This window comes from Roseinatronobacter sp. (genome assembly GCF_051859525.1).
Taxonomy (GTDB): Bacteria; Pseudomonadota; Alphaproteobacteria; order Rhodobacterales; family Rhodobacteraceae; genus Roseinatronobacter.
Genome location: NZ_JBHYFM010000016.1, coordinates 37,134 through 55,755, shown reverse-complemented (window position 1 = coordinate 55,755; position 18,622 = coordinate 37,134). Strand labels below are relative to the sequence as shown.

General features: G+C 60.3%; 15 protein-coding genes. 8 read left to right on the top strand and 7 right to left on the bottom strand.

What is annotated here, in order from left to right; all coding sequences use genetic code 11:
• Positions 1 to 150 precede the first annotated feature (150 nt).
• Genes ACTIE1_RS12170 through ACTIE1_RS12160 form a run of 3 tightly spaced genes read left to right on the top strand, consistent with a single transcriptional unit; the run spans position 151 to position 4,332 of the window.
• On the top strand, positions 151 to 663 hold the full coding sequence (locus ACTIE1_RS12170; protein ID WP_439562564.1) for a TRAP transporter small permease: 513 nt from the start codon (positions 151 to 153) through the stop codon (positions 661 to 663).
• The gene (locus tag ACTIE1_RS12165; protein ID WP_439562565.1) at positions 660 to 1,958 is read left to right on the top strand and encodes a TRAP transporter large permease; all 1,299 of its coding nucleotides are present in this window, start codon (positions 660 to 662) and stop codon (positions 1,956 to 1,958) included. The genes ACTIE1_RS12170 and ACTIE1_RS12165 overlap by 4 nt, the downstream gene beginning before the upstream one ends.
• A 4-nt stretch (positions 1,959 to 1,962) precedes the next feature.
• The gene (locus ACTIE1_RS12160) at positions 1,963 to 4,332 is read left to right on the top strand and encodes a TIM-barrel domain-containing protein (RefSeq protein WP_439562566.1); all 2,370 of its coding nucleotides are present in this window, start codon (positions 1,963 to 1,965) and stop codon (positions 4,330 to 4,332) included.
• Positions 4,333 to 4,579: 247 nt separating this feature from the next.
• Here the strand turns inward: ACTIE1_RS12160 and ACTIE1_RS12155 are convergent, their stop codons facing one another.
• Genes ACTIE1_RS12155 through ACTIE1_RS12140 form a run of 4 tightly spaced genes read right to left on the bottom strand, consistent with a single transcriptional unit; the run spans position 4,580 to position 9,019 of the window.
• Positions 4,580 to 5,431 (bottom strand): hypothetical protein, encoded by an 852-nt coding sequence (locus ACTIE1_RS12155; RefSeq protein ID WP_439562567.1) that lies wholly within the window; start codon positions 5,429 to 5,431, stop codon positions 4,580 to 4,582.
• Complete coding sequence (locus ACTIE1_RS12150; RefSeq protein ID WP_439562568.1) at positions 5,428 to 7,032, bottom strand: acyl-CoA synthetase; 1,605 nt, start codon at positions 7,030 to 7,032, stop codon at positions 5,428 to 5,430. Before ACTIE1_RS12150 ends, ACTIE1_RS12155 begins: the two co-directional genes overlap by 4 nt.
• Complete coding sequence (locus tag ACTIE1_RS12145) at positions 7,029 to 8,198, bottom strand: acetyl-CoA acetyltransferase (protein WP_439562569.1); 1,170 nt, start codon at positions 8,196 to 8,198, stop codon at positions 7,029 to 7,031. Before ACTIE1_RS12145 ends, ACTIE1_RS12150 begins: the two co-directional genes overlap by 4 nt.
• Positions 8,195 to 9,019: an IclR family transcriptional regulator gene (locus ACTIE1_RS12140; protein ID WP_439562570.1), complete on the bottom strand. Its 825-nt coding sequence runs from the start codon at positions 9,017 to 9,019 to the stop codon at positions 8,195 to 8,197. Before ACTIE1_RS12140 ends, ACTIE1_RS12145 begins: the two co-directional genes overlap by 4 nt.
• A 191-nt stretch (positions 9,020 to 9,210) precedes the next feature.
• Between ACTIE1_RS12140 and ACTIE1_RS12135 the strand changes: the two genes are divergently transcribed.
• From ACTIE1_RS12135 to ACTIE1_RS12115, 5 genes are all read left to right on the top strand, one after another.
• On the top strand, positions 9,211 to 10,215 hold the full coding sequence (locus ACTIE1_RS12135) for a DctP family TRAP transporter solute-binding subunit (protein ID WP_439562571.1): 1,005 nt from the start codon (positions 9,211 to 9,213) through the stop codon (positions 10,213 to 10,215).
• A gap of 68 nt (positions 10,216 to 10,283) precedes the next feature.
• A complete protein-coding gene (locus tag ACTIE1_RS12130) occupies positions 10,284 to 10,772 on the top strand; it encodes a TRAP transporter small permease (RefSeq protein ID WP_439562572.1) in 489 nt (162 codons plus the stop codon).
• Entirely contained in the window at positions 10,765 to 12,099 is a 1,335-nt protein-coding gene (locus ACTIE1_RS12125) for a TRAP transporter large permease (RefSeq protein WP_439562573.1), read from the top strand. The genes ACTIE1_RS12130 and ACTIE1_RS12125 overlap by 8 nt, the downstream gene beginning before the upstream one ends.
• A 35-nt stretch (positions 12,100 to 12,134) precedes the next feature.
• The gene (locus ACTIE1_RS12120; protein WP_439562574.1) at positions 12,135 to 12,902 is read left to right on the top strand and encodes an SDR family NAD(P)-dependent oxidoreductase; all 768 of its coding nucleotides are present in this window, start codon (positions 12,135 to 12,137) and stop codon (positions 12,900 to 12,902) included.
• A gap of 169 nt (positions 12,903 to 13,071) precedes the next feature.
• Entirely contained in the window at positions 13,072 to 14,175 is a 1,104-nt protein-coding gene (locus ACTIE1_RS12115; RefSeq protein ID WP_439562575.1) for a 5-methyltetrahydropteroyltriglutamate--homocysteine S-methyltransferase, read from the top strand.
• A gap of 87 nt (positions 14,176 to 14,262) precedes the next feature.
• Here the strand turns inward: ACTIE1_RS12115 and ACTIE1_RS12110 are convergent, their stop codons facing one another.
• From ACTIE1_RS12110 to ACTIE1_RS12100, 3 genes are all read right to left on the bottom strand, one after another.
• Complete coding sequence (locus tag ACTIE1_RS12110; protein WP_439562576.1) at positions 14,263 to 16,263, bottom strand: OmpA family protein; 2,001 nt, start codon at positions 16,261 to 16,263, stop codon at positions 14,263 to 14,265.
• A 135-nt stretch (positions 16,264 to 16,398) separates the two neighbouring features.
• A complete protein-coding gene (locus ACTIE1_RS12105) occupies positions 16,399 to 16,578 on the bottom strand; it encodes a hypothetical protein (RefSeq protein WP_439562577.1) in 180 nt (59 codons plus the stop codon).
• A gap of 566 nt (positions 16,579 to 17,144) precedes the next feature.
• Entirely contained in the window at positions 17,145 to 18,437 is a 1,293-nt protein-coding gene (locus ACTIE1_RS12100) for a phospholipase D-like domain-containing protein (protein WP_439562578.1), read from the bottom strand.
• Positions 18,438 to 18,622 lie beyond the last annotated feature (185 nt).

The window sequence follows — 18,622 nt, the reverse complement described above, 5'->3', positions numbered from 1 at the left end:
ATGACGACCAAAAGGCCCATTAGTCAACCCATTTCATAAATTGGTTGACCAATTTATCGGATCTTGTCACAAGCAGTCTGATCGGTGGTATGGTCCGGCCACTGGCGCGCATGCCTTCGCGCGCAAGTTTCGCCGCAGGGAGGGACAGAAATGAAACGCATTGTCGATACAGTGCTGGAAACGATCATAGTTGTGATCTTTGCGATTATCGTGGCCAGCATCGTCTGGCAGGTCTTTTCGCGTTATGTCCTGCAAGCCCCCAGCACGGTTACGGGCGAATTTGCGCGGCTGTTGTTCATGTGGCTGGCGCTGATTGGCGGTGCCTATACCTTCGGGCGCGCGAAACATCTGGCCATTGATATCGTCCCCATGCTGTTGCCAAGCCGCATTCGCGCGCTGGTGAATGTGGTGATTCTGGCGCTGGTGGCGGGGTTTGCCATTCTGGTGATGATCAAGGGCGGCTGGTCGCTGACAAGCCGCACATTGGCATCGGGCCAGATCACCCCCACGCTGCGCCTGCCCATGGGCTATGTCTATGGCGCTATTCCGTTTTCGGGGGGCGTGATTGTGTTTTACTGTGTGCATTTCCTGCACCGCCTGTGGCGTGACCCTGATGATGTGCTGGTCGGCCGAACCGAATCCCAGACCGAGGTACAGCCATGACCACCGCCATTTTTGTCCTGTTCGGGTCCTTCGGGCTGATGATGCTGATCGGCGTGCCGATTGCGTTTGCAATCGGGATCGCGGCGGCGCTGACGTTCCTTTTGTTCATGGGGTTCGACCAGTCCATGTTCATTGTCGCGCAGCAAATGGCATCGGGGCTGGACAGTTTCACGCTGCTGGCCATTCCACTGTTCATCCTTGCGGGCAATATCATGAATCGCGGCGGCATTGCGCGGCGGCTGATCGAATTGGCGAAGGTGCTGGGCGGGCGGTTGCCGGGCGCGCTGGTGCATGTGAATATCATTGCAAACATGCTGTTCGGGTCCATTTCGGGTTCGGCAGTTGCGTCTGCGGCGGCGGTGGGCGGCGTTATGGCGCCCGTGCAAAAGCGCGAAGGCTATGACCCTGCATTCACCACAGCGGCCAATGTGGCATCCTGCCCGACAGGGTTGCTGATCCCGCCCAGCACAACACTGATTGTCTATTCGCTGATCACCGGCGGCACGTCGATCGCGGCGCTGTTTCTGGCGGGCTACTTACCCGGTATCCTGATGGGGCTGTCCCTGATGGTCGTGGCGGGGATCATTTCCAAGAAGCGCGGCTATCCGGTCGCGCCCAAACCCAGCATGGCCGAAGCGCTGGCGGCCACGCGGGATGCAATTCTGCCCTTGGGGCTGATTGTCATTATCATGGGCGGCATTGTGGGCGGTATTTTCACCGCGACCGAGGCGTCGGGCATTGCCGTGGCCTATGCATTGTTGCTGGCGCTGGTGTGGTACCGTGAAATCCGCCTGCGGGACCTGCCGCGCATCCTGATCGATTCCGCGATCACCACGTCGATTGTGCTGCTGATGATCGGCTGTTCGATTGCCATGTCGCGGGTTATGGCATTTGGCGGTATTCCGGGTGCGATATCGGGCTTTATGCTGGGGCTGACGGACAACCCCTACATGATTTTGCTTGTGGTTGTTATTGTCTTGCTGGTGATCGGCACATTCATGGACATGACGCCCGCGCTGCTGATTTTCACGCCGATCTTCATGCCGATCATGAATGATCTGGGGATTGATCCGGTGCATTTCGGGATCATCATGACCATCAACCTGTGCGTTGGCATTTGCACACCGCCTGTGGGGTCCGCGCTGTTTGTGGGCTGTTCGATCAGCGGCGTGTCCATCGCCAAAGTGCTGCGCCCGATGATGCCATTCTACGGGGTGTTGATTGCGATTGTGCTGCTGGTCACCTTCGTGCCGGAAATCAGCCTGTTCCTGCCACGTCTATTGCTGGGATACTAAATAAATGAAAACACTGGAAAACTGGACGCTGCTGTCGCGGGATGAATGCTCCGTGACCTTGCAGGTCGAAGACCGGCATATCCTGAGCATCGAAGCATTGGAGAATGCGCAGTTTCGTGTCCGCCTGCGCAAGGACGGGCAATGGCGTCTGTCGCGCAGCTGGACCGTGGCCCCCGACGGGCCGCTGCCGCGCGAGGGGCGTGCGCGCGATGCGCGCGACGGCTTTGCCTGTCCGGCTGTGGACGTGACCCAAGACGATGGCACACTTAGCATTGCCACCGGCCAGTTGCGTGCGACCATTCGCACCCCTTTGCATATTTGCTGGCAGGCCATGATTGACGGGCAATGGCGCGATGTGGCGCAGGACCGCCCGACAGGGGCGTATATGCTGGGGCGGCGCGACCACCGCAATGCCCATTTCATGGCCCGCGACCGGCGCGAACATGTTTTCGGACTGGGCGAGAAGGCAGGACCGCTGGACCGCACCGGCCGCCGCTTCGAGATGCGCAATCTTGATGCGATGGGCTATAATGCGGAAACGACAGACCCGCTTTACAAGCACATCCCCTTTACCCTGACGCGCACGCCCGATGCGGGCAGTTTCAGCCTGTTTTATGACACGCTTGCGGGCTGCTGGCTGGATCTGGGGAATGAGCTGGACAATTACCACGCCCCCTACCGCAGTTTCCGTGCCGAAGATGGTGATCTTGATTACTATTTCACATGGGCACCTGACACCCTTGCGCTGGTCAAGGCGCAGCAGCACCTGACGGGGGGCATGGCATTCCCGCCGCGCTGGTCACTGGGCTATTCGGGGTCCACCATGGCCTATACCGACGCCCCTGATGCACAGGCACAGATGCTGGGCTTTCTGGACGCCTTGCGCAGCCATGACATACCCTGCGACAGTTTTCACCTGTCATCGGGCTACACCTCGATCAACGGCAAGCGCTATGTGTTCAACTGGAACACGGACAAATTCCCCGACATCGCGGGGTTCGCGCGCGCCTATGCGGATGCGGGCATTCACATCATCGCCAATATCAAGCCCTGCCTCTTGCAGGACCACCCACGATATGACGAGGCCGCAGGCAAGGGCCTGTTCATTCGTGACAGCGATACCAATGCGCCCGAAATATCCATGTTCTGGGACGCAAAAGGGTCGCATCTGGATTTCACCAACCCTGACACACTGGATTGGTGGCAAGGCAATGTGACGACCGCACTGCTGGATATGGGACTGGACAGCACCTGGAACGACAATAACGAATTCGAGGTGTGGGACCACCACGCGCAATGCCACGGCTTCGGCGCGCCTGTTGATATGGGACTGATCCGGCCCCTTCATGCGCTGCTGATGACCCAGGCGTCCGAGGCCGCGCAAAAGGCGCATGCCCCCGACAAACGCCCCTATCTGATTACGCGCGCGGGCTGTGCGGGCTTGCAACGCCATGCCCAGACATGGACCGGCGACAACCGCACGAACTGGCACAGCCTGCGCTGGAATATCCGGATGGGGCTGGGGCTGGCATTGTCGGGCATTTCAAATATCGGGCATGATGTGGGCGGTTTTGCCGGTCCGCAACCCGATGGTGAATTGCTGCTGCGTTGGGTTCAGAACGGCATTTTCCATCCGCGTTTCGTGATTCACAGCTGGAATGATGACGGCTCGGTGACCGAAGCATGGACCCACCCCGAAGTCCTGCCGCTGATCCGCGACGCATTCGCGCTGCGGTACAGGTTGCTGCCCTATCTGTATACCTGCCTGTGGCAGGCCGTGACTGCGGGTGAACCAATGCTGCGGCCCACCTTCCTTGACCATGAAGATGACCCCGAATGTCTGGCCGATACCGATGATTTCATGCTGGGGCGTGATCTGCTGGTGGCCAGCGTGGTCGAGCAGGGCGCGCGGCAACGCCGTGTGTATCTGCCGCGAAATGCTACCGGCTGGTGGAATTTCCATACCGGCACCTGGCATGCGGGCGGGCAATGGCTGGACCTTGCGGTGTCGCTGGACAGTATCCCGCTATTCGTGCGTGGGGGCGCGGTTTTGCCAATGGCGCAGCAGGGCGCGCGCTCTGACGCTGCGGCCAGTGTGGCGGCGGTGTTCCCCGCACCTGATCAGGGCGTGCACATATCACAAAGCTATGACGATGCCGGTGATAATGCGGACGCGCTGGCGGGCAATCATTGCGTCATGCAGTTTGCACTGTCGCGGGACGGCGCGCAGCCTGTCCTTGATGTGACAGTATCAGGTCAACGCGCGTTCGCGTCTGACACGCTGCAACTTGTGTTGCCGGAAGGCGCGCGCGATCCTTTGCGTATCGGCGGGCAGTCTGTGGCGCATGGCGACGTTTTCAGGGTTGCGGACTGATCGGGGCATCGGTCTGAAAGGGGCGTTGGGAAGTTCCAAAGGCGCGGAATCAAGGGCGCAGCCCGCCGCGCCATCGGTGGGCCGTCCCGCGGCCTGCCGATTTTACCAGCGAGATGCCACGGCATGAAAGTCGGGATATGCCGCCTGCATAAAGTGCATCCCTATACCGCCGGATCGGCAGACCCCGGCCCACCGATGGCGCGGGCTTGATCCAGCCGCCAACGCCAGCGACAAACCAAACGCACGCTCAGGCGCGGTCCTTGATCAACAGCAGTTCCGCAGTGACACAAACCGCATTCACATCAGGGCGAAGCCACCCTGTGCGGGCAACCCCGTCAAACCCTACCGAGGCCACATCCAGCGCGACCTTGCCCGCCTGCACCCTGCCATCGCGGATCAGGATTTCAGTGGCGTAGCTGTCAATATTCCCGCCGCCCTGAAAACAGGTTCCGACCAGACTGCCAATGCCGTGAATACTGGCATTTTCCATGCCATGGCGCGCGGCTATGCGTTCCAGTGCCTGCCCGATATCCTGATTGGGGCGCAGGGTGGCCAGAATTGCATTTTGCGCTGAATCATCCGGCGATGATTGCGGCTGAAACAGGGAAAATTCGGTTTCGGGGTCATGCGCCACAGACAGGCCCGCCCCGCAGATCGCCCAGCCCGTTGCCTGATACGGCGCGGCCAGAACGGTATCAGGACACAGCACATGCCCCATCGCAGGTTCGGGCGCGGCCCCGTCCCACAGACCGTGGCAATGCAGAAACCGCGCACCGTCACGCCAGCCCGCATGCACGCCTGCATGCAACAGGCGCACGGGCTGTGCGGGGGCATAGGTCCGGCTGTACCATGCCGCATGCCCGTCCCCCGGGGCAGGGGCGGGAATAACAAAACACAGCGCAGACAGCACGGCCCCGTCCAGCCGCAGATAGGCCGCCTGAACCCCTGCCTGCGCCAGCGCGTCGGTTATGGCCTGCGTCACATTCGTGCCCGCGCGCAATGCCAGCGTCACGGGCCGCGCATGGCAGGGCAGCGCCGCATCACGCGCCTGTGCAGGCTGGCCCGGATGGGTTATGCGGCGCAAGGCAGGGCGCGTCATGTGGGGGGTGCGGGCAGTTCCCCGCGCGTCAGCAATTCATCATGGATCATTTTCTTGGTGATCTTGCCATATCCGGATTTTGGCAGCGCATCCCATAACACCATATGGCGCGGCATCTTGTAGCGTGGCAGTTTCGGACCCAGCCATTCCAGCAGCGCTTCGGCTGAAGGTGCGGCCCCTGTGCGCGGCACGCAAACCGCCATGCCCACCTCGCCCCAGACGGGGTCCGGAATGCCCAGAACCGCCACTTCCGACAGGTCGGGGTGCAGCAACAGCTTCTCCTCAATCTCGCGCGGGTAGATGTTGGAACCGCCGGAAATATACATGTCAGACGCACGCCCCGTCAGATAGACAAAGCCCTGCGCGTCCATATGGCCCAGATCACCTGTCAGAAACCAGCCGTTGCGAAAGGATTTCGCGTTGGCGTCAGGGTTGTTGAAATACCCCGCGAAAACCGCAGGGCCAATGACCGCAATCTCGCCGGTTTGCCCGAAAGGCACTTCTGCGCCTTGCGCGTCCTGTATCTGGACCTGCATGCCGGTGCGGGCAAATCCGCATGTGCCAATGCGCATGACCGTGTCATCAAGATGGTGGTGGCAGGGTGGCAGCACGGTGATATTCCCTGTCACCTCGCCTAGTCCGAAATACTGCACCAGAACCGGCCCCAGCTTTTGCAACGCGCGCACCTGATCGGCGCGGTACATCGGCGCGCCTGCATAAATGACATGGCGCAGGCTGGAATGGTCATGCTGGTCCACCGCGTCATGTTCGACCAGCAGTTTGACGATCGTGGGCACGGTGAACATGTTGGTCACCCGCCATTGCGCGACAAGCGCCCAAATCTGGGCGGGGTCGAAGCTGTCACCTGCGGGCAGGATTGTCTTGACCCCATGCGCCACCTGCGCAAGCTGGTGAATTCCTGCGCCATGCGACAGGGGTGCCACCACAAGCGATGCGTCATCAGGGCCGGTGTCCGGCATCAAATCGCACAGGTGGTTTGTCACCACAAACGCAAGCTGCCCATGTGTCAGCACTGCCGCCTTGGGTTTGCCCGTTGTGCCGGAGGTAAAGAAAAACCATGCCGGATCGTCGCGTTGCACCGCAACAGGGGCAGGGATCTGGCCCATATGGCGCGCGACCAGCGCATCATAATCCTGCGCAAAGGGCGCGGAATCGATTGCGATGGTGAAATCGACCAGACTGGCGCAGGCCTGCGCATGGTCGGGGAATTGTGCGCCGCAAATCAACGCGCGCGCACCGGATGATTGCGCCAGCCCTGCCAGATCATCGGGGGGCAGGCGGTAATTTGCGGGAACCCAGACTGCGCCAATGCGCCAGCAGGCGAACATCGCTTCCAGCATCTGGTTGCAATTGGCGGATTGTACCAGAATGCGGTCGCCTTTGACTATGCCATACTCATTCGTCAATGCATGCGCGAAGGCACTGGCGCGGGCGTCCATTTCCGCCCATGTCCATGTCTTGTCCCCCCATACAATGCCAACAGCCTTGTCCAGCCTGCGCGCGCTTTCGGTCAGAAAATGCGACAGGTTCATCACCCGCGTGGAATAGGGGGTTACACCCGCCGACAGGTCGTCCTTCATTTCACGCGCTCCATGATGGACACATAATTTGCGACCGCCGCACCGCCCATGTTGAACACCCCCGCAAGGTTTGCGTCCCTGATCTGCATGTCACCCGCGTCGTTCATCAGCTGCATTGCGGCCATCACATGCATGGATACGCCGGTTGCCCCAATCGGGTGGCCCTTGGATTTCAGTCCGCCGGACGGGTTGACAGGCAGCCGCCCGTCCTTGCGCGTGATCCCGTCGCGGATAACACGGTGCCCCTGCCCCTGCTCGGCCAGGCCCATGGCCTCGTATTCCAGCATTTCCGCGATGGTGAAACAGTCATGGCTTTCGACAAGGTCCAGATCTTCCAATGTGACCCCTGCCGCCGCCAGAGCGTTGGCCCATGCAATGCGCGCACCGCGAAATTCCAGCACATCGCGGCGTGACAGCGCCATGATGTCATTGGCTTGCGTGCGGGCACGAAACCCGATTGCGCGGGGCATTGTGGCCGCAACTTCCGCGCTGGCCAGCACCAGCACGGCCGCCCCGTCCGAGATGAGCGAGCAATCCGTGCGCCGCAGGGGTCCGGCCACGCGCGGGTTGCGATCTGATACCGTGTTGCAGAAATCCACACCGAAATCCTTGCGCATATGGGCATAGGGGTTGGCCATGCCATTGGCGTGGTTCTTGGCTGCGATCATGGCCAGTTCTTCGGACCGGTCGCCATAGCGCTGGAAGTAAGAATTGGCGATGGTGCCGAACAATCCCGCAAAGCCGCCGTCAATACCGGCTTCTTCCGCGCGATAGCTGGCCCCCAGCAAAATATCACCCACATCGGCGGTGGGGGTGGCGGTCATTTTCTCGGCGCCGACCACCAAGGCAATATTCCCGCGCCCTGATTCGATAAAATCCATGGCCCCATGCAGCGCCGCCGACCCTGTCGCGCAGGCATTTTCAAACCGTGTCGCGGGGGTATGGGCAAAACGCGCGTCCCCCATGGCCACAAGGGCCGCCTGAAAATCCTGCTTGGCGAAGCCGTTGTTGAAAACGCCTGCAAAAATGCCATCCACATCACCCGCGTCAACGCCCGCATGGTCCAGCGCGGGGGCAATGGCGGCGGCCATCAGGGTTTCGGTGTCGGGGTGGTCGGATTTGCCAAAAGGCGTATGGCCCCAGCCAATGATCTGTGCGCGTGTCATGTTATCTGTTCCTTGTTCTCATGGCTTCGGGTGCTGCCTTGCGCCAGCTTCTGTTCGATCTTGCGCGCTTCCATGCGCAGGCTGTGCAACAATTCGGCGCGGCGCGGCTCTCGCATGCGGCTTTCGACGGCGGCCAGTGACAGGGCGCCCACCAACCGCCCGTCCGGCCCGTGCAATGCCACGCCGAGCCCCCATGAATCCTCGAATATCAGGCCGGGATTCATGGCATACCCGTCAGTGCGCGTGCGCGCGACCTGGGCATGCAGATCATCCGGACCAAGTCGGGGGTAGGAGTCTTGCAGCTCGTCCTTGATCGCGGTCATGATATCCGACACTTCCGCGTCGGGCAGGGCAGCCAGCATGGCCAGCGACCCCGCCCCCACCCCCAGTGGATGATGCGCGCCGGGCATCAGGGCATAGGTGCGGATCGGGTGCGCGCCATCCTCGCGGTGCAGGCATACGGAATACAAGCCCCGCCGCACGGACAGGAACGCGGCGTCCCCCGTGTTGCGCGCAAGGCGTTGCAAACTGTCCATGGCCAGTGACAGCAACCCGTGCCGCCCCTGCGCCATCAGTCCCAGCAGATAGGCTTCCTCGCCCAGATGATAGGCGCGCGATTCGGTGGCCTGCTCCACCAGCCCCGCACGCATCAGGGCCAGCAGAAGGCGGCGCACAGTGGCCTTGTTCAGCCCCGACTGCCCGACCAGCGCCGACAGCGTCAGGCCCTGTGCGGAATGCCGCCCGATCAGACCCAGCAGCGACAGCGCGCGATCAACGCTTTGCGCGCCGCCAATCGCGGGTTCTGCCATGTCGTGTTTCATAATGTGAACCTGTGCTTGCATAGGATCTGTGGTGATGACCCGTTTGTTTGGGGTATTGTTATTTTTTCTGATGAAGGTTGCAAGTTTTTCTTGCAATCATGAAAATGAACGGTCCACTATATGAACGCTATTCAGGGTCCGGTTTGTGCAACGTCATGGCGCAGGCCGCTGAACACCAAGAGGAGGAGAACATGACATTTGCACGCGTAAGCGGGACAGCACTTGCTGCCGCATTGGCCGGTATGCTTGGCCTTGGCGCGGCGGGCGCGGAAACCCTGCGCCTGTCACATAACACGGGCGACACGACAACATGGCAGCAGGGCGCCGAAAAATTCGGCGAATTGCTGGCCGAACGCACGGATGGCGCGCTGGATGTGCGCGTCTTCCCCAATGCGCAGCTTTCGGGTGGCGACCAGATGCGTCAGGCCGAAATGGTTGGCCGTGGCGCGCTGGATCTGGTGGTGACATCGGCCATCAACGTGACCCCGCTGGTGCCGGAAATGGCGGTCTTCTCGCTGCCCTATCTGTATTCCAGCTATGAACAGGTGGACGCCACAACCCAAGGCGCACCCGGCGAGATGCTGGCTGATATCCTGCTGGAAAAAGGCATTGTCGTGCTGGCATGGGGCGAAAACGGCTTCCGCGAAGTGACCAACAATGTCCGTCCCATCCGCACCCCTGAAGATTTGCGCGGGCTGAACATGCGCGTGGCAGGGCCTATGTATATCGACGTGATGAACGCACTGGGCGCGAACCCGCAGCAGATGCAATGGGGCGAGACCATGTCCGCGCTGCAACAGGGTGTTGTCGATGGTCAGGAAAACCCCATTGGCGCCGTGATCATTCCCCAGCAGGTCTATGAGGTCCAGAAATACCTGACGGCATGGCATTATTCCTATGACCCCATTTTCCTTGGGATTTCCAAGGCGAAATGGGACAGCTATGACGCCGACATGCAGACCATTCTGCGTGAAGCCGCACAGGACGCCATGGCATACCAGCGCGAGATTACCCGCGACGGCACTGCGCAAGGGATCGAATTCCTGCGCGAGCAGGGCATGGAAGTCTATGAACCAAGCGCTGAAGAACTGGATGCCTTCCGCACAGCCACGCAACCCGCATTCGACCAATGGGCCGAGCGTGTGGGCGATGAAATCGTGGGTGCGTTTCAGGACGCGATTGCCGCAGCAAACTAAGGTTTAAATCTGTCCCGTGGCCCTGTATTGGGCCATGGGACTTACAGGCGCGGCGGGGGGTGCGGCAGGTGATACGTTTTCTTTTGCGAGACGCTGAAAAAATCATCTGCGCAATCCTGTTTCTGGGCATGACCCTGTTGGGGTTTGCGAATGTCGTTGTGCGCTATGGCACCAACCTGTCCTTTGCCGCCAGCGAGGAACTTCTGGTCAACGGGTTTTTGCTGCTGACCATTTTCGGCGCAGCCCTTGCCGCACGGCGGGGCGAGCATCTGGCGGTTACACTTGTGCATGACCTGTTGCCGCGCCCGTTCTGGGTGCCGGTGTTCCTTCTGTCGGTGCTGCTGTCTGTGGGCATGCTTGCGTTATCGGCGTGGTTTTCATGGGATGCCATGATGAATATCAAGCGCGTTGGCATGCGGTCCTATGCGCTGGGAATTCCGGCATGGTACTATCAGGCCGCGATACCCTTCGGGTTCGGGCTGATTATTCTGCGCTATTTGCAACACGCATGGGATGTGCTGCGCGGCAAGGACAGCTGGGGCATGCCTGATGTTTGAATGGTTTGGCATATCATCCGCAGGCACACAGATGATCATCATCTTTTTCCTGCTGATGGCCTTGCGCCTGCCCGTGGCGTTCGCGCTGGGCCTGTCTGCGCTTTATGCGATGTGGCAAATCGGGTTCGGGCTGGAACTTGCGGGCGACCTGATTGCCACGGGCATTACAAAATTCTCGTTGCTGGCGATCCCGTTTTTCATTCTGGCGGGCACGCTGATGGGCAGTCTGGGCATTGCCGAACGCATGATCCGGTTCTTCCGCGTGGCTGTGGGCGGGTTGCCCGGTGGAATGGGCGTTGTGGGAACCGTGGTGTGCCTGTTCTGGGGCGCGGTCAGCGGGTCCGGCCCCGCATCTGTTGCGGCCATTGGCCCGATGATCATCAAGGGCATGGAAGAAGACGGCTATGACCGCGCCTTTGCGGCGGGGCTTGTGTGCACGGGGGCGGCGTTTTCCATTGTGATACCGCCGTCCATCGGGTTGGTGATTTACGGGGTGATCGCAGAGACCTCGATCTCGCGTCTGTTCATTGCCGCCATTATTCCGGGCATATTCATGGCCCTGACCATGGTTGCGGTGTTGCCTTTCGCGCGGCGGCGCGCGGCGCCTGCAACAGCACCCAGTCTGGCCGCGTTAATGCCCGAACCCTACGAGGGGGAGCCGCGCGGCCGCAAATTATGGCTAAGTTTCCGTGACAGTTTCTGGGGCCTGATGACGCCTGTGGTCATTCTGGGCGGTATCTATTCCGGCATCTTCACCCCGACCGAGGCCGCGCTGGTCGCCACGGTCTATGCGCTGGCCGTGGGCGCGCTGGCCTACCGGACGCTGACGCTGCGCAAATTATATGATGCGCTGGGCACGGCGGCGGCCTCCTCTGCGGTGGTAATGTTGATTGTCGCCTATGCCAGCCTGTTTGGCTGGGTCGTCACGGTTGATGATCTGGTGCGCAGCTATTCCGGCGCGCTGCTGGGACTTAGCCAGAATGAATGGGTCATCTTGCTGGTGATCATGCTGATCCTGCTGGTGGCGGGCATGTTCATGGACCCTGTCACGGTCATGTTCATTGCGCTGCCCATCTTCCTGCCGGTTGCGCGGGAAATGGGGTGGGACCCGGTGTGGTTCGGGGTGCTGGTTATGGTTAATCTGGCCATCGGGCTGATCACGCCGCCGGTGGGTATAAACCTGTATGTTGCGGCCAATGTCACCCGCATGAAGATTGAACAGGTCGCGCGCGGCACCATGCCCTTCCTGCTGGCGTCACTTGTGGGCATTGCGATTGTGGCGGCTGTGCCGTCCATGTCGCAAATACTGGTGGACTGGCTGCGCTAGGCAGGACGAAATTCCGATACAGAAGGGTAAACTGAATGACTGTGAAAACAGCAATCGTAACAGGTGCGGCGCGCGGCATAGGTCTGGCAACGACGCGCCTGTTTCTGGCACAGGGCTGGCATGTGGCCATGATCGACCGCGATGCACCCGCGCTGCATGATGCCGCGCAGGGCCTGACGGGCGCGCAGGCGTTTGAATGCGATGTGTCGCTGCCGGATCAGGTTGACGCCATGGTCACGCAGGTGGCGGGGCGTTTCGGGCGCATTGACGCGCTGGTCAATAATGCGGGCGTGGCCGATTTTCGCCCGATGGACGACACCGACCTTGCCATCTGGCGGCAGGTGATGGCCACAAATCTGGACGGGGTTTTCCTGACATCGCAAGCGGTCATTCCGTATCTGAAGGCGCAGGGCGGCGCGATTGTGAATATCGCGTCCATTTCGGGGCTGCGCGCCAGCACCCTGCGCGTGGCCTATGGCACATCCAAGGCGGCGGTTATTCACCTGACCGCGCAGCAGGCGGCGGAACTTGGCGAATGGGGCATTCGCGCCAATTGCGTGGCCCCCGGTCCTGTGGACACTAAACTGGCCCTTGCGGTGCATTCGCCCGAAATCCGCGCCGCCTATCATGACGCGATCCCGCTGAACCGCTATGGCCGCGAAACCGAGATCGCAGAGATGATAACCTTCTTGTGTTCGGACAAGGCCAGCTATGTGACCGGCCAGACGATTGCCGTGGATGGCGGGTTTGACGCTGTGGGCGTGGGCCTGCCCGCGCTGCGCGCCGGTTCTGGCACGCCCTGACGCCGCTGGCCCCATATTGACATTGTGGCCTGTTCCATGTGTGTTACGCGGGTTAACAATTCAGTGCACCCCCTGTGCAAACAGGCATGTGCTGCGGGCAGGATCAGGGGCGGATATCGCGCTGCCCTGACCCGCCCGCGCCACCGGAAACCGAAAAAGGGATGAAACCTTGACAACCACCGCTACACCGCCATTTCGCGCCGACCATGTGGGCAGCTTGTTGCGCCCTGCGGCAATCGCAGACGCCCGCAAGGCTGGTGTGACTGGCGCAGACCTGACCAGCATTGAAGACCGCGAGATACCGGCCCTTGTCGCCATGCAGGAAGATGTCGGCCTGAACGTCGTCACCGATGGCGAAGCGCGCCGCGCCTTCTGGCATTATGATTTCATGGGTATGCTGGACGGGTTGGACATTATTGAAACCGGCAGCGATGCGCTGGGGTTCAAGGGGGCGACTGTTTCGCAGGTGCCGCAGATCACGGCCCCGCTGGATTTTCCCGCCGACCACCCCATGCTGGAGCATTTTCGCAAACTTGCGCAGATGACCAAGGTTTGCCCGAAAATTTCCATTCCCGGCCCGTCCGCTGTGCATTTTCGGGTGACCCCCGAAAACAACAAACACGCCCCCTATGCCGATCAGGACCTGTTCATGTCCGACATCGCCGCGACCTATAAGAAGGCCGTGCATGCGTTCTATGCGGCGGGGTGCCGGTATTTGCAGCTGGATGACATTTTCTTCGCCTATCTGGGCGACGAAAAACAGCGTGCCATCCGTGCGGCCATGGGGCAGGATCCTGACTGGCTGATCGAACGATATGCCGGCATGCTGGAAGATGCCATCAAGGACCGCCCGTCCGATATGATCATCGGCATGCATATGTGCCGTGGCAATTTCCAGTCCACCTTTGTGGCGACTGGCGGGTATGATGCGGCGGCAGATGCCATTTTCAACCGCACCAGTGTTGATGTCTATTTCATGGAATATGACACCGACCGCGCAGGCGGGCTGGAACCGCTGGCCCTGCTGCCGAAAGGCACGAAACGCGTGTTGCCGGGTTTCATCACGACCAAAACCGCTGAACTGGAAAGCATGGATTCCCTGCGCCGCCAGTTCGATGCCGCGTCAAAATTCGTGGATATGGACCAGTTGGGCATTGCCCCGCAATGCGGTTTCGCCTCGACCGAGCATGGCAACAAGATCACTGAAGATGACCAGAAGCGCAAACTGGAACTGGTGGTCAAGGTCGCACAGGACCTGTGGGGCGAGGCGTAGGCCCCTTTTGCCCTTGGCATAAAGGCAGGATGAATTGCGAAAGCGGCAGGCCAGTCCAAACTGGCCTGCCGTCTTGTTTTGGTGGTGCTACCGGCCCAGAAGTGGTGTGATCCGGCGAATGGCAACGCGGCGGTTGCGTTCTTCGGCCTGCAAGGTCTGAATGCGCAAATAGCGTTTCCCATACCCTTGCACGACCAGATTTTCCGGCGGAATGTCGAAAAATTCGGTCAGCGCCAGTGCCACGGATTCAGCCCGCCTGTCCGACAGGGCCAGATTGAAGGCCGCAGGGCCAGTGGCGTCGGTGTGACCCTCGATCAGGAAAATCTCTCGCGGGTTGTCCGCGATCAGGCGTTCCATCAAGCGCCCCACCTGCAACAGTTTCGAGGCTTCCTCGGAACGGACATTCGCACGGTTGGTTTCAAACGTGATCGGGTCCGGACTTAGCAGTGGCACGGTTTCGCGCAGTTCGCGGATTTCGCGGATCTGCCGCAACGAGAATTCCCTGTCCAGTGCGCGGGCCTCTGCCTCTGCTTCGCGCAGCAGCGCAAGCGCCAGTTCAGGGTCGGTGCGTTGGGTGATGCGCAATTCGCGCGTGCGCGGCGGCGGCAGGACCGACACGTCAATCGCCTGCACCGCGCGGGTGTCATCGACCAGTTCGATGATTGTGCCATCAGGCAGCACGCGATCGCGGCGCAGCACACGCCCTGTTGCATCGCGGATGGTCAGAATTTGCGTGCCGTCCAGCCGTTCCCAGCGGGTGCGTGTGGACCCGTCGCTGTAGCGTTCGATCCGGCGGGTGGACCCGTCCTCCAGCAAGATGGCGTCATCATCGCGCCACAGCTGCAACTGGCCATCGCCCTGATCCACGACAACGCGTTCGTCAGACCGCGCAACAACGCGGTTCTGGTTGATGACCATCCCCACAGCCAGCGCCCCGAGTGCGGCAAGACCCGCGCGTTCCAGATCGCGGCGGTTGCTGCTGCTGCGTTGGGTCTGTGCCTGCGCATCCGTGTCAAAATCCAGCGCAAGGCGAGATTCAAAATCATCGCGGCTGCTGCGGGTTTGCGCGGCTGTGATGCGTTCCTCGCTGACCTCCGGGGTGTCTGCGTCGGGGTCTGCGTCCGCGTCTTCGTCGCGCGCCGCCATGGTTGCCGCAGCGGGTGCATCGTCGGGTGCGTCCGTCTGGCCGGTGGTGTCCTGCGTGCCCAGCATTGCCCCCAGAAGGCCAACTGCGGATGACACGCTTGGGTCTTCAAGCATACGGTCGATTGCCGCCTGCTGGTCGGCGTCCAGTTCGCGCGGGGCGTCGGCAGGGGCAACAAGTTCTTCTTCCGGTGCCTCCTCGATGACCAGTTCGGGCGCTTCCTGTGCCTGCGCTTCGGCTTCTTCCAGCAGGCGCGCGCGCTCTGCTTCCAGTTCCTGTTGCGCGATTTCTGCGGCTTCATCGATTTCGGCTGTGGTGCCTTCGTCGGCTGTGATTTCCGCTTCGACCTCTGCCTCTGCCTCTGCTTCTGCCTCGGCTTCCAGCTCGGCGGCTGCCGCCTCTTCTTCAAGGGCGCGCTGCATCGCTGCCGCAGTTTCTGCCGCGTCATCCGGCTGCGTGTCGTCTTGCGCTGGCTCCGCCTGTTGTTCGGCAGGCGCAGGCGCTTCATCCTCTGGCGTCATGTCCTGCGCTTCGGGCGCGTCCGGCGCGGGGTCTTCATCTGGTGGCAATACTTCTTCGGCCAGCCCTTCCACCGCGTCTGTCGCATCGTCAATCAGGTCGGTGACCATATCAACAGGCCCTGTGTCTGCTTCGGCCTCCGCCTCCGCCTCCGCTTCGACCTCGGCCTCCGCCTCGGGTTCAGTTCCGTCCAGCGCTGCCATCTCATCGTCGATCTGGCGCAGAAGCTCTTGTGCGCGCTCTGTTTCCTCTGGCGAGGCAAAAACCGCATCCGGATCGTCGAACAGAACCTCGCATTGCACGGCATTCATGTCTGCGGCGCAATCACTGACGGCATCAAGCACCGGCCCGCAATCTTCGCCTTGCGGGTTGGCGATGCACATTTGCGCAAGCGGGCTAAGTCGGGACAGATCTTCGTCTGTCATTATGCTGGTTTGCGCCCACGTCATTGATGCGGGCGATGCCAGGCAAACTGTCAGGGCTGTTGTAGCATAGAATTTAGCGATACGCATCTGAACTCTCTTTCAACAAACGGGAACCTTGCGCCTGAGGGCGCGGGTTCAATGACGGTCCAATGCCTCGACAGCGCTTTTGCCGGGGCTGTCGGTTGCCAGCGAGGATTTCGCAACAGCCGGATCATGCCGCCGCTCCTCGGTCTTTCGTTTGCTGATTGCCGCGAAGATAACAACGCAAATCAGCGTGAACAGCGCAAGAAGGACAAGCAGGGTTGGGGTTTCCATCTTTTCACTCCTTTCAGGGGTATATTCACAAATGCACAAGCAGGGGCTTTGGTTCCCGACGGCGGGCGCATGCAGGGCCGCGGGCCTTGGCATGTTCTGCAACAGTCCGTGTGCAAAATAATTGGCCCGCCTTGCGGGGAGGAACAGCGCAAGACGGGCCGGAAGGTCTGAAATTGCCGGGCGGGACAACCCGATTTCAGAACAGGGACAGCAATGAAACGTGTGTTGGCCGAACCGGTTCCCGCAGTCGGAATATTTTTTCGCAATTTGTAGCGCGATGTTTCATCACATCAGATTTTACCGGCTTTTCCGGTTTTGTTTGGAACCTGTTTACGTTGGTAACATTATGTCTGTTGAACCATAATCCGCAGTTAAGGAGGCGCGCGCACAACACCACCGCGTAGAGAGCATCATGAGCAACACTGAAAACTTCACCACGACGTCCGTTGAAAACAAGCATCTTGTCGACAGGAACCTGAAACGCGCCTTCGCGTTGCCGGAACCCGAAAACCTGCCTGACGAGATAATGAAGGTGTTGTCGCAATTCGACGCGTTGGACGGGGTTGCTACAAATGCGGTTTCAGCAGACCAAGAACAGCATTCTGCGCATGATGCATCCAGCCCATCCGGTCCAGATCAGCCAGAGTCACCCTTTGCGCGGCTGCGCAATCTGTTTCAAAGATGCGAATCTGCTCTGCCACGAACGCGGCATCATAGACGTTAAGGTTCGCTTCGTCGTTCAGCCGGAAGGACCGTTCGTCAAAATTCGCGGACCCGATTGATGCCCAGCATTCGTCAATGACGATCAGTTTGGCATGCAGGAATGTCGGCGCATATTCGCGTATGGTCACGCCCGCCTCCAGCAATCTGCGCCATGACAGGCGCGACACACGCCGCACCAGAAATGAATCGGTGTGTTTGCCGGCAATCAGCAGGTCCACTTCCACACCGCGCGCCCGCGCTTCCAGCAGCTGGTTTACGGCAACCTTGTCGGGCACGAAATACGGGGTCGAGATGCGGATGTGGCGTTCGGCAGCGGCGATGGCGGTCATGAACATCAGGTGAATTTCATTGCGGCTGCCGGTATTGCTTTTGACCATCTGGATATCGGTATCACCTGTGGGGCGCAGCGTCGGGTAGAAGTCCGGCCCGCGCAACACCTCGCCGCTGGCTTCGACCCAGTTATGTGCAAATGCGTTTTGCATCAGCGCAACAACAGGTCCGGTCACGCGGTAATGCGTATCGCGCCATTCATCGGGGTTGCGCGCATTGCCCTGCCAGACATCGGCAATGCCCACGCCGCCAATGAAACCTGTTTTGCCATCGATAACCAGAACCTTGCGGTGGGTGCGGTTGTTCAGCCGTGACAATGTGCGCGGTCGCATGGGCCTGAACATGCGCAGGTGAACGCCACCTTCGTGCATGCGGTCAATCAGGTCGTCATCCATTGGCAGCCCGCCCGCCCAGTCGATCAGCACCTTGACGGTCACACCTGCTTGCGCGCGGTTGATCAGCGCTTCGCAAAAGCGCGTCGCTATGTGCCCGCTCCAATAAATATAGGTTTCAAACGTAATAGAGGTTTGCGCGCCCGTGATCGCGGACAGCATGGCGTCAAAAATGGCATCACCGTTCACAAGTGTTTCAATGCGGTTGCCGCCAATGATGGGGCTGCCATACAGCCCCGCCATATCGCGCGCGAATTGCGGGTCGCACGCCGCAGTGCCTGCAGGAACGGCCCTGCGCAATTCGCGCCGGTAGGGCATAAGGGCAATGACGAAAAACCAGAACAGAAACATGGCCAGAATGCCGGCAATCGCTGCGCGTATCTTTCGGCGAAAACGGTGCGGCAATCGCGGCATGGGACCAGCTTGTTGGAAAGTGACAATAGCTAAAGTATCTGACGCGGATTTGGTTCCCGATCCACTGCATATAATCGGAAGTTCGGGAATTAAATGTATGCATCGGCATAAGCAAAAGCTATAGTAATTGGTAATTTTATGCATATTATGAGATGGATGGCGTGGATTTCTGCGTTTGAGTAAGG